The 13,203-nt window shown below is 57.6% G+C and carries 15 protein-coding genes; 3 read left to right on the top strand and 12 right to left on the bottom strand.

From position 1 onward, the window contains the following. Positions 1–120 precede the first annotated feature (120 nt). Together pgeF and rluD are read right to left on the bottom strand one after the other, a co-directional pair. Positions 121–855, bottom strand: coding sequence for a peptidoglycan editing factor PgeF (gene pgeF, locus HBN61_RS17435; protein ID WP_170047369.1), 735 nt, complete (start codon positions 853–855; stop codon positions 121–123). Further along, on the bottom strand, positions 852–1,814 hold the full coding sequence (gene rluD, locus HBN61_RS17430; RefSeq protein ID WP_047279261.1) for a 23S rRNA pseudouridine(1911/1915/1917) synthase RluD: 963 nt from the start codon (positions 1,812–1,814) through the stop codon (positions 852–854). The genes pgeF and rluD overlap by 4 nt, the downstream gene beginning before the upstream one ends. 148 nt (positions 1,815–1,962) lie before the next feature. Here rluD and bamD point away from each other — a divergent pair, with 148 nt between their 5' ends. Beyond that, on the top strand, positions 1,963–2,976 hold the full coding sequence (gene bamD, locus HBN61_RS17425; RefSeq protein WP_169964049.1) for an outer membrane protein assembly factor BamD: 1,014 nt from the start codon (positions 1,963–1,965) through the stop codon (positions 2,974–2,976). A gap of 117 nt (positions 2,977–3,093) precedes the next feature. Continuing rightward, positions 3,094–3,321 carry a PP0621 family protein gene (locus HBN61_RS22705; protein WP_094995096.1) on the top strand — a complete coding sequence of 76 codons (228 nt, stop codon included), beginning with the start codon at positions 3,094–3,096 and terminating at the stop codon, positions 3,319–3,321. Positions 3,322–3,373: 52 nt separating this feature from the next. Here HBN61_RS22705 and thiO read toward each other — a convergent pair whose 3' ends face one another. The 5 genes from thiO to pilV are packed head-to-tail and all read right to left on the bottom strand — an operon-like array spanning position 3,374 to position 6,628. Continuing rightward, positions 3,374–4,474, bottom strand: a complete 1,101-nt coding sequence (thiO, locus tag HBN61_RS17420) for a glycine oxidase ThiO (protein ID WP_170047367.1) — start codon at positions 4,472–4,474, stop codon at positions 3,374–3,376. Positions 4,475–4,507: 33 nt separating this feature from the next. Beyond that, complete coding sequence (locus HBN61_RS17415) at positions 4,508–4,909, bottom strand: type IV pilin protein (protein WP_094995098.1); 402 nt, start codon at positions 4,907–4,909, stop codon at positions 4,508–4,510. 11 nt (positions 4,910–4,920) lie between these two features. Beyond that, positions 4,921–5,460, bottom strand: coding sequence for a pilus assembly PilX family protein (locus HBN61_RS17410; protein ID WP_262498795.1), 540 nt, complete (start codon positions 5,458–5,460; stop codon positions 4,921–4,923). Positions 5,461–5,468: 8 nt separating this feature from the next. Next, positions 5,469–6,164, bottom strand: coding sequence for a PilW family protein (locus HBN61_RS17405; protein WP_094995100.1), 696 nt, complete (start codon positions 6,162–6,164; stop codon positions 5,469–5,471). Next, complete coding sequence (gene pilV / locus HBN61_RS17400) at positions 6,161–6,628, bottom strand: type IV pilus modification protein PilV (protein WP_170047365.1); 468 nt, start codon at positions 6,626–6,628, stop codon at positions 6,161–6,163. The genes HBN61_RS17405 and pilV overlap by 4 nt, the downstream gene beginning before the upstream one ends. A 261-nt stretch (positions 6,629–6,889) precedes the next feature. Between pilV and HBN61_RS17395 the strand changes: the two genes are divergently transcribed. After that, a complete protein-coding gene (locus tag HBN61_RS17395; protein WP_170047363.1) occupies positions 6,890–7,396 on the top strand; it encodes a GspH/FimT family pseudopilin in 507 nt (168 codons plus the stop codon). Here the strand turns inward: HBN61_RS17395 and ispH are convergent. The 5 genes from ispH to ribF form a co-directional block, all read right to left on the bottom strand. Next, entirely contained in the window at positions 7,393–8,340 is a 948-nt protein-coding gene (ispH, locus tag HBN61_RS17390; RefSeq protein WP_094995103.1) for a 4-hydroxy-3-methylbut-2-enyl diphosphate reductase, read from the bottom strand. The genes HBN61_RS17395 and ispH overlap by 4 nt on opposite strands. A 66-nt stretch (positions 8,341–8,406) precedes the next feature. Further along, positions 8,407–8,844, bottom strand: a complete 438-nt coding sequence (fkpB, locus tag HBN61_RS17385) for an FKBP-type peptidyl-prolyl cis-trans isomerase (RefSeq protein WP_094995104.1) — start codon at positions 8,842–8,844, stop codon at positions 8,407–8,409. Then, positions 8,837–9,355 carry a signal peptidase II gene (gene lspA / locus HBN61_RS17380; RefSeq protein WP_094995105.1) on the bottom strand — a complete coding sequence of 173 codons (519 nt, stop codon included), beginning with the start codon at positions 9,353–9,355 and terminating at the stop codon, positions 8,837–8,839. The genes fkpB and lspA overlap by 8 nt, the downstream gene beginning before the upstream one ends. Continuing rightward, positions 9,348–12,179, bottom strand: coding sequence for an isoleucine--tRNA ligase (gene ileS / locus HBN61_RS17375; RefSeq protein WP_170047361.1), 2,832 nt, complete (start codon positions 12,177–12,179; stop codon positions 9,348–9,350). Before ileS ends, lspA begins: the two co-directional genes overlap by 8 nt. Further along, complete coding sequence (gene ribF / locus HBN61_RS17370) at positions 12,176–13,126, bottom strand: bifunctional riboflavin kinase/FAD synthetase (protein WP_094995107.1); 951 nt, start codon at positions 13,124–13,126, stop codon at positions 12,176–12,178. Before ribF ends, ileS begins: the two co-directional genes overlap by 4 nt. Between the last annotated feature and the right edge of the window lie 77 nt (positions 13,127–13,203).

Genomic DNA, 13,203 nt, shown 5'->3' with positions numbered 1-13,203 from the left:
TCGTCACCTTCCTTATGAGCAGGCCGGAGGGATGGAAACTCCTGAATGAAGAAACCTGCCAGATACCTTAGTAGATGCGGGCAATTCTGGGAGTTTCAAGCGTATGACAAATGACACAGATCAGCTGGACGGTGTTTCGATCCAGACCAGCGAAGCGAAGCGACCCGTACGCGGGCTGCGGCGGTAGGAAAAGAAACGCGGGTCGGTCACCGTGCAAAACCCGCCGCCGTACACGGCATCAATACCGCAACGCGCCAGACGCAGGCGCGCCAGCTCATAGATATCAGCCATATAGCGACCGGGATGAGTGCTTGGCACGAACGCCGAGGCGGCTTGGGGCATGTCGTTAATAAAAACATCACGCACCTCGCCACCGACCTCAAATGCCTTGGGGCCAATGGCTGGACCAAGCCAGACCACTATGTCCTGAGGCTCAACATGAAGGCTACGTGCCGCAGCTTCAAGCACCCCGGCTGCCAGCCCGCGCCAGCCTGCATGCGCTGCAGCCACGCGCGTACCCGCACGGTTGCAGAACAGGGCAGGCAGGCAGTCGGCCGTCATAACCGTGCACGCAATGCCCGGCGTTGAAGTCCAACTGGCATCCGCCTCAACGATCTGCGAGGGATCGGCAGGCGCAACCACAACCCCGTGGACCTGGCTAAGCCAGGCGGGCTGTACGCGAAAGGTGCGGGTCAGGTGCTGGCGATTCAGAGCAACGGCATGCGGATCGTCGTCGACATGATCGCCAAGATTGAAGCTGTCGTACGGCGCCTGACTGACGCCGCCCGCACGGGTGGTTACGCAGGCCCTGATGCCTGCCGGCGCAGGCCAGTCAGGGATCAGGAACGCGCTCATCCGATGAACGCCTCGCGGTCTTGCTTAAGCAGCGTCAACAACCAGACAAAATCGTCAGGCAGCGGAGATTCCCAGCTCATGCGTTTACCGGTCGTCGGATGATCCAGCTCCAGGAAACGCGCATGCAGCGCCTGACGCGGGAAGTTTTTCAAGGACTCGACCATGGTTACACTGGCTGCCGGCGGGATACGGAAACGACCGCCGTAGGCAGGGTCTCCGACCAACGGGAAGTTAATGTGAGACATATGCACACGGATCTGGTGCGTACGCCCGGTTTCCAGCTTAACGCGCACATGGGTGTGGGAACGGAAGCGCTCAAGCACGCGGTAATGACTCACCGCTTGCTTGCCACCTTCCATTACCGCCATGCGCTGGCGTTGCTGGCCGTGACGGCCGATGGGCGCATCGATCTTGCCCCCGGCGGTGACGACACCGATAACAATGCACTCATAAATCCGGCTGACACTGCGGCTCTGCAATTGAGCAACCAACTGCGTCTGCGCCTGAATGGTCTTGGCGACCACCATCAAACCCGTGGTGTCTTTGTCGAGGCGATGCACGATCCCCGCACGCGGCACATTAATAATGTCCGGTACGTGGTGCAGCAACGCATTGAGCAAAGTGCCATCAGCATGCCCCGCAGCCGGGTGCACCACCAAACCCGCAGGTTTGTTGATCACCAGGATGTCATCGTCTTCGTAAACGATGTCGAGGGGAATGTCCTGGGCGATCCACTCACCCTGGGCTTCCTGCTCTGCAGTCAGCTCCAAGATGGCGCCACCATGCACGATGTCACGGGGACGTATGACGTCTCCGTCCACAGTGAGGCGGCCGTCTTTGATCCAGGCGGAAAGGCGCGAGCGCGAGTGCTCAGCGAATAATTGTGCGGCGACTTGATCGAGGCGTTGGCCGCCCAATTCGGACGGCACCTCTGCGCGAAGTAGTATTTTCTCGGACATGCTCATCAGGACGGCGCCAAGCCTTTGGTTTCGGCTGCGCGCTTGTGGTTAAATACGGCGTCTTTTGCCCCGAGGCTTTTCACGGGGCGCTCATCATAACAGGACGGCCTCGCCCAAGACAGCGGCCGTCATAGGGACGCAAGCCGCCATGCAAGTGAGACACCTGCTGCTGATCGCCATCCTCGCACTGACCGCCGCTTGCTCGTCGACAAAGGAAGTCGTTGACGAAAACCTCAGCGAAGTCGAGCTGTACCAGCAGGCACAGGCCGATCTGGACAACCACAGCTATACCAGTGCAACCGCCAAACTGAAGGCACTTGAGTCACGCTACCCGTTCGGCCGCTATGCCGACCAGGCTCAGCTTGAACTGATCTACGCCTACTATAAAAACTCCGAGCCGGAAGCTGCCAAGTCCGCCGCAGAGCGGTTTATCCGCCTGCACCCCCAGCACCCGAACGTTGATTACGCCTACTACCTCAAAGGCCTGACTTCGTTTGACCAGGACGTTGGCCTGCTGGCGCGCTTCCTGCCGCTGGACATGACCAAGCGTGACCCCGGTGCGGCCCGTGACTCGTATAACGAGTTTGCCCAGCTCACCAGCCGCTTCCCCAACAGCCGCTACGCCCCGGATGCCAAGCAGCGCATGATTTATCTGCGCAACCTGCTGGCTGCGTACGAAATCCACGTGGCGCACTACTACCTGACCCGTCAGGCCTATGTGGCGTCGGCCAACCGTGGCCGGTACGTGGTTGAAAACTTCCAGGAAACGCCCTCGGTCGCTGACGGCCTGGCAGTGATGGTTGAGTCTTACCAGCGCCTGCACCTCGACAAACTGGCTGACACCAGCCTCGAAGTGCTCAAAGACAACTACCCGAACCACCCAAGCCTGGTTGACGGTCAGTTTGTGCCTCAAGTGTCCGAAGCCGACAACCGCTCGTGGTTGAGCAAGGCAACGTTGGGCCTGATTGAATCCAGTACGCCTCTGCCACCGGGTGAAACCCGCGCCAACCAGGACGTGCAGAAGCAATTCCAGGATGCAAAAGATGCCATTCCTGCCGAGCTGAAACCTAAAGATGCCGACGGCAATATCATCGAAGCGCCAGAGACGGAAGACACCAGCCGCTCATGGTTCAGCTACATGACCTTCGGTCTTTTCGACTAATCGTCAAACCCAAAAAAAGAGCCTTCCGGGGCTCTTTTTTTTGCGTCGCATTTGTTGCTGGGCGCTTTACAGGTCCTTGGCTAAACTGGCGCATCTTTTCTCAATTAGCGATGAGCCATGTTTCGTTTACTGATCTGGGTTGCCTTGATTGCTGCGGGTGTGTGGTTGTGGCGCAAATACAAATCGGGCCTTACAACCACCCAAAAACCGGGTACCCCCAGCGCCCAACCGATGGTGCGCTGTGCCCATTGCGGTGTTCACTTGCCCCGGGATCGCGCCCTGAGCCAACGGCAAGAATGGTATTGCACCCAAAACCATTTGGAGCAAGGCCCAAGTAAAGGCTGAGCAACTGCTGTCTCAGCCTGGCAACACAAGGCTGCCAGGCAGACGCAATTATTCAGAGTCGCCCTGCAGGGGCGTACGGAGCCGGGTCAATGATAGGTGTGCGCTCCAGCATCAAATCTGCAAACAACTGGCACGATGCTGGCGCCAATACCAACCCATTGCGGTAATGCCCGCAGTTCAGCCAGAGCCCTTCTAAGCCGGGAACCGGCCCGATATACGGGATGCCCTGCGGAGATCCCGGACGCAATCCGGCCCAATGCGCAACGGGCTCGGCATCCGCCAATGCGGGAATCAACGCCACGGCCGACGCCTTCAAGCTCTCGAGCGCGCTCTGGGTTGGGGTCTTGTCGAACCCCTCGTGCTCCAGCGTACTACCAATCAGGATATGGCCATCGCGACGTGGAATGGCGTAGCGGCCGTTCGCCAACACCATGCATGACAAGAAATCCGTAGCGCATTTGTACAAAATCATTTGGCCTTTGACCGGCTCGACGGGCAACTCAAGATCCAAAAGCTTGAGCAGTTCACCACTCCAGGCCCCGGCAGCCAATACCACGGCATCACCCAATATGGAGCCTTTAACCGTATTGACGCCCGTAATCCGCTCTCCCTCCCTGACAAAACCCAGAACCTCGGATTGTTCGTGGACCGAGACATTGGGCATCGCTTGCAGAGCCGCTTTTAGTGACTTAACCAACCGCGGATTCCGTACATTCGCCACATCCTTCATGTAAATAGCACGGGAAAAACCGCTGCCCAATACGGGCACATGGCTCTCGACCGACGCAATATCTACCGAACTCAAAGGCCTGCCGGCTTGCCGGGCCCACGCCAGGGCTTGGGCCTCATCGTCCAGATCAAGCCAGTAAAGACCCGTCGTATGCACTTGCGGATCCAGCCCGGTAGTCGCCAACAAACGTTCAGCCAAATGCGGGTAAAAATCCTGGGACCAGTGGGCCAGCGCTGTTACGGCCGGGGTGTAACGCCATGGATAAAGCGGCGAAACGATCCCGCCGCCCGCCCAGGAAGACTCCTGACCGACACCACCGCGCTCCAGCAGAATTACCTGATCGACTTCTGCGGCCAGATTAAACGCAGTCAGCAGGCCGATTACTCCGCCTCCGACAATCACTACCCGTTGGTGCCTAGCCATCTATCAGTCCAGCCCTTATTCAAAAGTAATAGGTCAGCGCCCCCAACACTGCTGTGCGGTGAGGCCCGGGGCCGCCTGGGTTATCGCTGTCAGACCGGTATGCGCCAACGTGTAGTTCCCACACGAATCATTCGCCATGGGCGAGCCGTCCTTCCGTATAGCCGTCAGTAAAAAAGCATGGTCTAAAAGGTCTGACGTAATGCTGTAGTTGTCATTGCCGGCACTGATGTCCGGCAGACCGCTATATAACCCGTTTTTCGTATAGAACCGCTCTAGACTTTGGGCTTGCTCAGAGAGCAACACCACGATTTGAGAACGGTGCACGCGCTTTATGTAATCGCTGTAAAGCTGATAAACAAAGGCGCCAAGGATACCGGTGATCGCCACCACGATCATCATTTCGATCATGGTAAAACCTGCTGTGGGCCTAAACATGCATACACTTCCTATTGAATTTGTCGCCACATGACCCGACGAAAGCGTTGAACAGGAACTGCCCCCTCCCCTTGCGCCATCTGGTGGCGGGCATAAAGGGTTTCGAGCACCGTCCGGGATTGAGCTCGCAGACCAATCCCTGTTATTCGATACAAATAGACAGAACCGCTCGTTTCGGACGCTGAACGCGGGATGCTAAGCCCCAGAAACTGGAGGCCATACAAGCCATGCTCAGTTTGCATCCAGTTAATACCTGACTGAGGGTCTAACCCCGGTGACCGTCGAGTACGTACTTCTGCTGGCGGAGCGCAGCGCGTCGGTGTTTTGCACTCCGTCATGCCTGGCCATTGCCCATGCAGCCACGATTCCCCTCTATGCATCGCCGCTTCAGCCCCCTGAAATGACTGATTGGCGACCCGTATTGCTCCCGCCATTTTTTCTTGCTGCGCGGCGCTTTCCATCGCAGATAGCCCCAAAAACCCCAGCAGCATCAAAAATACCAGGCTGACCAACAGCACCATTCCTTTTTGCGTCCCTAACACTGGCAGCATACGTCTCCTTACCCCAGCCGGTTACGGACGGCGACTACCACGTGGTAGGTCTGGTCTTTTACATGGGATCGCGGATCTCTCAAGGTCAAGACCATACGTACACTGCGAATGCTCGCGGCATCTGCAGGGCTGTACTCATAGCGCACAACCGCGTTGGACCCGACGGAGTCCGCCATACCAAAGCTCACGTCGAACGCGACTACATTGTCCAGAAGCACGGCGTTAGTGGAACCGCTCCTTAATTGCCCCCCCGCATGACGATATGCAATGCGACGCACCGCAAAGCCGATGTCTCCAGGCCCCAATCCTGTCTGCGCGCCAGCAAAAGCCTGCGCATGGTTTTTGCAGTCCGTCACAACCGTCCAGTCAGGCTTGCCGGACTGAGGCCCCACATCTGCGCTAATCATTTGCAACGTTCCTGAACGTGCAGCTCCCTGCCACGAAACAGGTGTTCCAAAGGCGGCAGGCGCATTGATTATTTGCGTCAACGGCAAGCAGCCAAACATGCCAGCCATGCGAATTTCCTGAGCTATTTTGCTCAACACATAACGCGCATCTTCTTGTAGTTGAGCGGACGCAGTCTGAGCCAGAGAGGTTTGACGGGCACTCAAGAACACCTGAGTCATCCCCAGAACCAGCAGCAAGCCCAAGGTCATTGCAATCATCAGCTCAATCAAGCCAAAACCAGCGTCAGCCTGTCTCATGGCTTACGCGCAGCCTGTTGGTCGGCCAGATAGCCGGTGAGGGTGAAGGATTGAAAGGCGGCGTCTTTTTTCTCAGCACGCGAGTCATCCCAGTAAATGTTGATACTGACCTGACGATCGCTCACTGAAATCACGCCGCGTGCGTTCTCCCCACCGAAGGCGCGTATGTTGCGCTTGAAATCACTCAGATCCTGACCGACGATCCCTGCAACGCTGGAAGTGGCAACATCAACGCCTGAAAAGCGATAGTCACCTGTGGCATTGGCCCGCATTCGATCCAGCATGTCGTATGCAATAAAACTGGCCTGCGTGCTCATGCGCGCGCTGTCGGTGTACTTCAAGGCATTGATTTGTGCGCTTGCAGCCCCTAGTAAACCAAGACCTAAAATCAGTGCAGCTACCAGCACTTCAATCAGGGTCATGCCAGCTTGTTGCTGTTTGCAGCCTCGACTCTGGTGATTCATCCCTGCGCACCTGTTTTAACGGCACGTCCTGCGCCGTCATGATCACAGCCTAGACCTGCGTCAGGGGTTCACAGGTCAGAAACAGGTGAACCAAATCGAAGGAATATTCGCCAGCGTACGTGCTCTACCTGTAAAACCACGACATACATATTGGGCAACTATTGAACCGACGTTTTATACGTGGCGGCCCCGTCGTAGCCGCTATACCTAAGCGTGCTCACCACAAAAAAGTCCAGGGAGGACCCGGTGTATCAAAGAGGGATGACCTTGATTCAGCTGGTGATTACCCTGTCGATCGTGGCCATCACAGCCCAATTCGCCAGCCCGGCCTATCACACGCTTACGGAACAACAACGTCGCCAGACCACGGCCGAGCAGTTGGCCAACAGCTTGCGCAAGGCACGCAGCGAGGCGTTGATACGCCATCAGTACGTGGTGATTCACGCGCTGGATGATGACTGGAGTAATGGGTGGAGAGTGATTCTTGACGAGAGCGGCCAGGGCCATACCGATGAAAATAACCCGGTGCTGGCTGAAAAACAGAACAGGAACCTGATACCCGTAGCAGGTAATTCGCCGGTCAAACACTACGTGCGATTCAACCCGCTGGGCGAGCCATTATTAAATGCGGGAGGTTTCCAGGCGGGCACCCTGCATGTTTGCCAGGTGAAAGAAGCGTTAAGCCATTACCAGATCGTGCTGGCAAAAAGCGGGAGAATCAGCCTGCGCAACCAAAAATCTGCGCAGGCTTTGTGTGCAATGGCTTAGGTAATGGAGCGAACCCGCAATTCTTTGGGCATGGAAAAGGTGATGTTCTCTTCGCGGCCAGCCAACTCATCCGCTCCCGTGGCACCCCAGGCGTGCAATTGCTGAATCACGCCGCGCACTAGCACTTCCGGAGCCGAGGCACCCGCTGTGATACCAATGCGTTCTACACCGTCGAACCAGCTTTTTTGCATGTCTTCAGCGCCATCGATCAGGTAGGCGGGGGTGGCCATGCGCTCTGCCAACTCGCGCAAGCGGTTGGAGTTAGAGCTGTTTGGGCTGCCCACTACCAGCACAACGTCGCACTCGTCAGCCAGTTGCTTTACCGCGTCCTGGCGATTTTGCGTGGCGTAGCAGATGTCATCTTTACGGGGGCCACCAATGGCCGGAAATCGCGTACGCAGTGCATCGATAACCCGGCTGGTGTCATCCATCGACAGCGTGGTCTGTGTCACGAACGCCAGTTTTTCAGGGTTGCGCACTTGCAAATTGGCGACGTCTTTTTCGTCCTCAACCAGGTAGATAGCGCCGCCATTACTGGCGTCGTACTGCCCCATCGTGCCTTCAACTTCCGGGTGACCGGCGTGGCCAATCAGGATGCATTCGCGGCCATCACGGCTGTAGCGGGCCACTTCGATATGAACCTTGGTGACCAAGGGGCAAGTCGCGTCGAACACCTTCAGGCCGCGCCCGGCGGCTTCACTGCGTACGGCCTGAGAAACGCCGTGGGCGCTGAAGATCACGATAACGTCATCCGGTACCTGATCCAGCTCTTCAACGAAGATCGCTCCGCGGGAGCGCAGGTCTTCGACGACAAATTTGTTGTGCACCACTTCGTGGCGAACATAGATAGGCGGGCCGAATACTTCCAGAGCGCGATTGACGATCTCAATCGCTCGGTCCACCCCGGCGCAAAAACCACGGGGGTTGGCGAGTTTAATGTGCATGCTAGGCCTCGTGGGACGCGCAGAAAGATAATGCCAAACAGGCCCGGCCGAAGCCGGGCACTGGATTTACAGCGCTTTGACAGCTTGGATTTCCACTTCGAAGGTCAGGGTTTTACCTGCCAACGGATGGTTAAAATCGATGGTGACCTGCTCGTCGTCAAACGCCTTGACCACGCCCGGCAACTCGGTGTTTGCCGCGTCATTGAAGATCACCAGCAAACCTTCCGACAGCTCCATGTCTTTGAACTGCGAACGCGCAATGATCTGCACATTTTGCGGGTTGGGCTGACCGAACGCATTCTCCGGAAGAATCTCCAGTGTCCGCTTGTCACCTGCCTTGAAACCGAAAATCGCAGCCTCAAAACCGGGCAACAGGCTCCCATCACCCACTTTGAAAGTAGCCGGGGATTTGTCGAACGTGCTGTCGACCGTGTCGCCATTCTCCAGGCGCAAAGCGAAATGCAGGGTGACTTCCGTGTTCTGGCCAATACGAGGCTCAGTCATGAACGGGTTCTCCGGACTTTTTACTTTTGAACATATCCAGTGCCAGCATCACCGCACCCACACAGATTGCACTGTCGGCAAAGTTGAATGCAGGGAAATACCAGCGGTTTTGCCAGTGCACAAGAATGAAATCAATGACATGGCCGTAGGCAACGCGGTCATACAAATTGCCCAAGGCCCCGCCGAGAATCAAAGCCAGTGCAATCGCCAGCCATGTGTCATCACGTCCCAGGCGCTTAAGCCAGATCACCAGTACGGCACTGACCACCACGGCAATCAGGGCAAACAACCATCGCTGCCAACCGGCACTGTCAGCCAGAAAGCTGAAGGCCGCACCCGTGTTGTAGGCCAACGTCCAACTGAAGTAATCCGGAATGATCACGACCTGTTGGTACATCTGTAATGCGCTGTCGAAATAGACCTTGCTGGCCTGGTCAATGACCAGGACCAGCAGGGTCAACCACAGCCAGCTCAGGCGCCCGAAGCGCCCGGCAGTGCGGGCATCAGGCATAGTGACGTACCTCACCGGCGCCGCTGATGTTGTCCACGCAGCGACCGCAGATTTCCGGATGCTCAGGGTTCACGCCGACGTCTTCGCGGCAATGCCAGCAACGGGCGCACTTGGCATGAGCAGATTTGACCACTTTGAGCTTCAGGCCGGGCACTTCAGTTACCACCGCATCCGCCGGGGCCGATGCAAACGGCGCAACGCTGGCTGTTGAGGTAATCAGCACGAAGCGCAGCTCGTTGCTCAATTTGGTGAGGTCGGCTGCCAGTTCGTCTTCAGCGAACAAGGTGACTTCGGCCTGCAAGTTGCCACCAATGGCCTTGGCCGCGCGCAGGTTTTCCATTTCCTTGTTGACCGCGACCTTGACCGCCATGATCCGCTCCCAATAAGCGCGGTCCAGTTCGGTCCCTTCAGGCAGCTCGGTCAGGCCCTGATACCAGGTATTGAGCATCACGGACTCGTTACGCTCGCCCGGCAGGTATTGCCACAGCTCGTCAGCAGTGAACGCCAGGATCGGAGCGATCCAGCGCACCAGCGCTTCGGAGATATGGAACAACGCGGTCTGGCATGAACGACGGGCCTTGCTGTTGGCGCCCGTGGTGTACTGACGGTCCTTGATGATGTCGAGGTAGAAGCCACCCAGCTCTTGCACGCAGAAGTTGTGCACTTTGGAGTACACGTTCCAGAAGCGGTATTCACCGTAGTGAAGTTCCAGCTCGCGTTGCAGCAACAGTGCGCGATCCACAGCCCAACGATCCAGTGCCAGCATTTCTTCGGCAGGCAGGATGTCGGTGGCCGGATTGAAACCGGTCAGGTTCGACAGCAAGAAGCGGGCAGTGTTACGGATACGGCGATAGGCGTCGGCGCTACGTTGCAGGATCTGGTCGGAAACCGCGATCTCGCCCGAGTAGTCGGTCGAAGCGACCCACAGACGCATGATGTCGGCGCCCAGTGTGTCGTTGACTTTCTGCGGCGCAATCACGTTGCCCAAGGATTTGGACATCTTGCGACCCGCCTCGTCCACGGTGAAACCATGGGTCAGCAGTTCGCGATAAGGCGCGTGATTGTCGATGGCGCAGCCGGTCAACAACGAGGAGTGGAACCAGCCACGGTGCTGGTCGGAACCTTCCAGGTACAGGTCGGCCCGAGGGCCGGTTTCGTGACCCATCGGGTGCGAACCACGCAGCACGTGCCAGTGCGTAGTGCCCGAGTCAAACCACACGTCCAGCGTGTCGGAAATCTTGTCGTACAGCGGCGCTTCATCGCCCAAGAGTTCGGCAGCGTCCATCTTGAACCAGGCTTCGATGCCTTCCAGCTCAACGCGCTTGGCCACTTCTTCCATCATTTCAACAGTGCGCGGGTGCAGCTCGCCGCTTTCCTTGTTCAGGAAAAACGGGATCGGCACACCCCAGTTGCGCTGACGTGAGATGCACCAGTCCGGGCGATTGGCGATCATTGAGTGCAGGCGCGCCTGACCCCATGCCGGAACGAACTGGGTGTCTTCGATAGCCTGCAACGCACGGGTGCGCAAGGTATCGCCAGCAACCGGCTCTTTGTCCATGCCGATGAACCACTGCGCGGTTGCACGGTAGATCAGCGGGGTTTTGTGACGCCAGCAGTGCATGTAGCTGTGGCTGATGGTTTCGGTGTGCATCAGCGCACCGACTTCGGTCAGCTTTTCAACGATGGCCGGGTTGGCTTTCCAGATGAACTGGCCGCCGAAAAACTCCAGCGACGGCACGTACACGCCATTGCTTTGAACCGGATTGATGATGTCATCGTTGACCATGCCGTAGGCTTTGCAGGTCACAAAGTCGTCTACGCCGTAGGCCGGCGCGGAGTGAACAACGCCCGTACCGGCGCCCAGTTCGACATACTCGGCCAAATAAACAGGCGACAGACGGTCATAGAACGGGTGACGGAAGTTGATCAGTTCAAGTGCGGCACCGGTCGTGGTGGCAATGACCGAACCTTCGAGGTTGTAACGGGCCAGGCAGGCTTCGACGAGCTCTTCTGCCAGAACCAGCAACTTGTCACCGACGTCGACCAGCGCGTAGTTGAATTCCGGGTGCACGTTGAGGGCCTGGTTGGCCGGGATGGTCCACGGGGTGGTGGTCCAGATCACGATCGATGCAGGTTTGCTCAATGCAGCCAGGCCGAAAGCCTCAGCCAGCTTGGCTTCGTCGGCAATCGGGAACGCCACGTCAATGGTCGCGGACTTTTTGTCCTGATATTCAACTTCAGCTTCAGCCAGTGCCGAGCCGCAGTCGAAACACCAGTTCACAGGCTTAAGGCCCTTGAACACGAAGCCCGCCTTGACGATTTCAGCCAACGCGCGGATTTCACCGGCTTCGTTCTTGAAATCCATGGTTTTGTACGGGTTGGCGAAGTCACCCAACACACCCAAACGGATGAATTCGGACTTCTGCCCTTCGATCTGCTCAGTGGCGTAGGCACGGCACAGCTCGCGGGTTTTATCCGCAGGCAGGTTTTTGCCGTGAGTCACTTCAACCTTGTGCTCAATCGGCAAACCGTGGCAATCCCAGCCCGGCACGTACGGCGCATCGAATCCGGCGAGGGTTTTCGAGCGGATGATCATGTCCTTGAGGATCTTGTTCAGCGCGTGACCGATGTGGATCGTGCCGTTGGCGTAGGGAGGACCGTCATGAAGAACGAACTTAGGACGATCCTTGCCAATCTCGCGCAACTTCCCGTACAGGCCAATGCTGTCCCAGCGCTGCAAAATTTGCGGTTCGCGCTGTGGCAGGCCGGCCTTCATTGGGAAGGCTGTGTCCGGAAGGTTTAGCGTGGCTTTGTAGTCGGTCATTTCAGGCTCTTTTTAAGCGGTTGACCCAGCCAATAGGCTCGGGCGGCGGCGACGTCCGCATTGATCGCCGTCTTGAGCGCCTCCAGGGAGGCGAAACGCTGCTCATCACGCAGCTTGTGGTGGAATGCCACGGTCAGACGCCGGTCATACAGATCACCGGCGTAATCCAATAGATGTACTTCAAGATGGGCACTGCCATCCCCTGAAACGGTGGGCCGCACGCCAATGTTGGCGACGCCGGGCCAAGTGTTGCCGTCAATCTCGACACTGGCCAGGTAGACCCCGGTCAGCGGCACTCGACGACGCTTTAGCTGAACGTTGGCCGTTGGCGTACCCAGTTGACGCGCCAGTTTCTGCCCGTGTAGTACCCGCCCGGCAATCTGGAACGGGCGCCCGAGCAAACGTTCGGCAAGGGCGAAATCGGCATTGGCCAGGGCATCACGCACTTTGGTGCTGCTGACGCGCATGCCGTCAAGCTCAACGGTTTGCGCCGCCTCGACGGTAAAACCCTGGATGATGCCAGCCTGTTGCAGGAAATCGAAATCCCCTGCCCGGTCGCACCCGAAGCGGAAATCGTCCCCAACCTCAAGGTGTTGCACACCCAGGCCATTAACCAGAATCGTGTCAACAAACTCGGCGGCGCTGAGTTTGCTTAAACGCTGATTGAACGCCAGGCACAGTACCCGATCTACACCGGCATCAGCCAATAGCTGCAGTTTGTCGCGCAAACGCGCCAGACGTGCCGGCGCGGTCTGCGGGGCAAAGAATTCGCGCGGCTGGGGTTCAAAAATCACCACGCAGCTGGGCACACCCAACTCCAGCGCACGTTCACGCAGCCGGCCCAGGATTGCCTGGTGACCACGGTGTACACCGTCAAAGTTGCCAATAGTGGCGACACAGCCCCGATGTTGGGGCCGCAGATTGTGAAGGCCTCGAACCAGCTGCATAACGCGCTTCTTGCTCATAAAGTGGCCGATTATAACCACACCCAGCCTGCTACAACAGGCAACAGCGCAAGGCAATT

This window comes from Pseudomonas sp. WS 5071, from assembly GCF_012985765.1.
GTDB lineage: Bacteria > Pseudomonadota > Gammaproteobacteria > Pseudomonadales > Pseudomonadaceae > Aquipseudomonas > Aquipseudomonas lundensis_A.
Note: the sequence above shows the minus strand (reverse complement) of the source record. Positions and strands in the feature narration are given on the sequence as shown.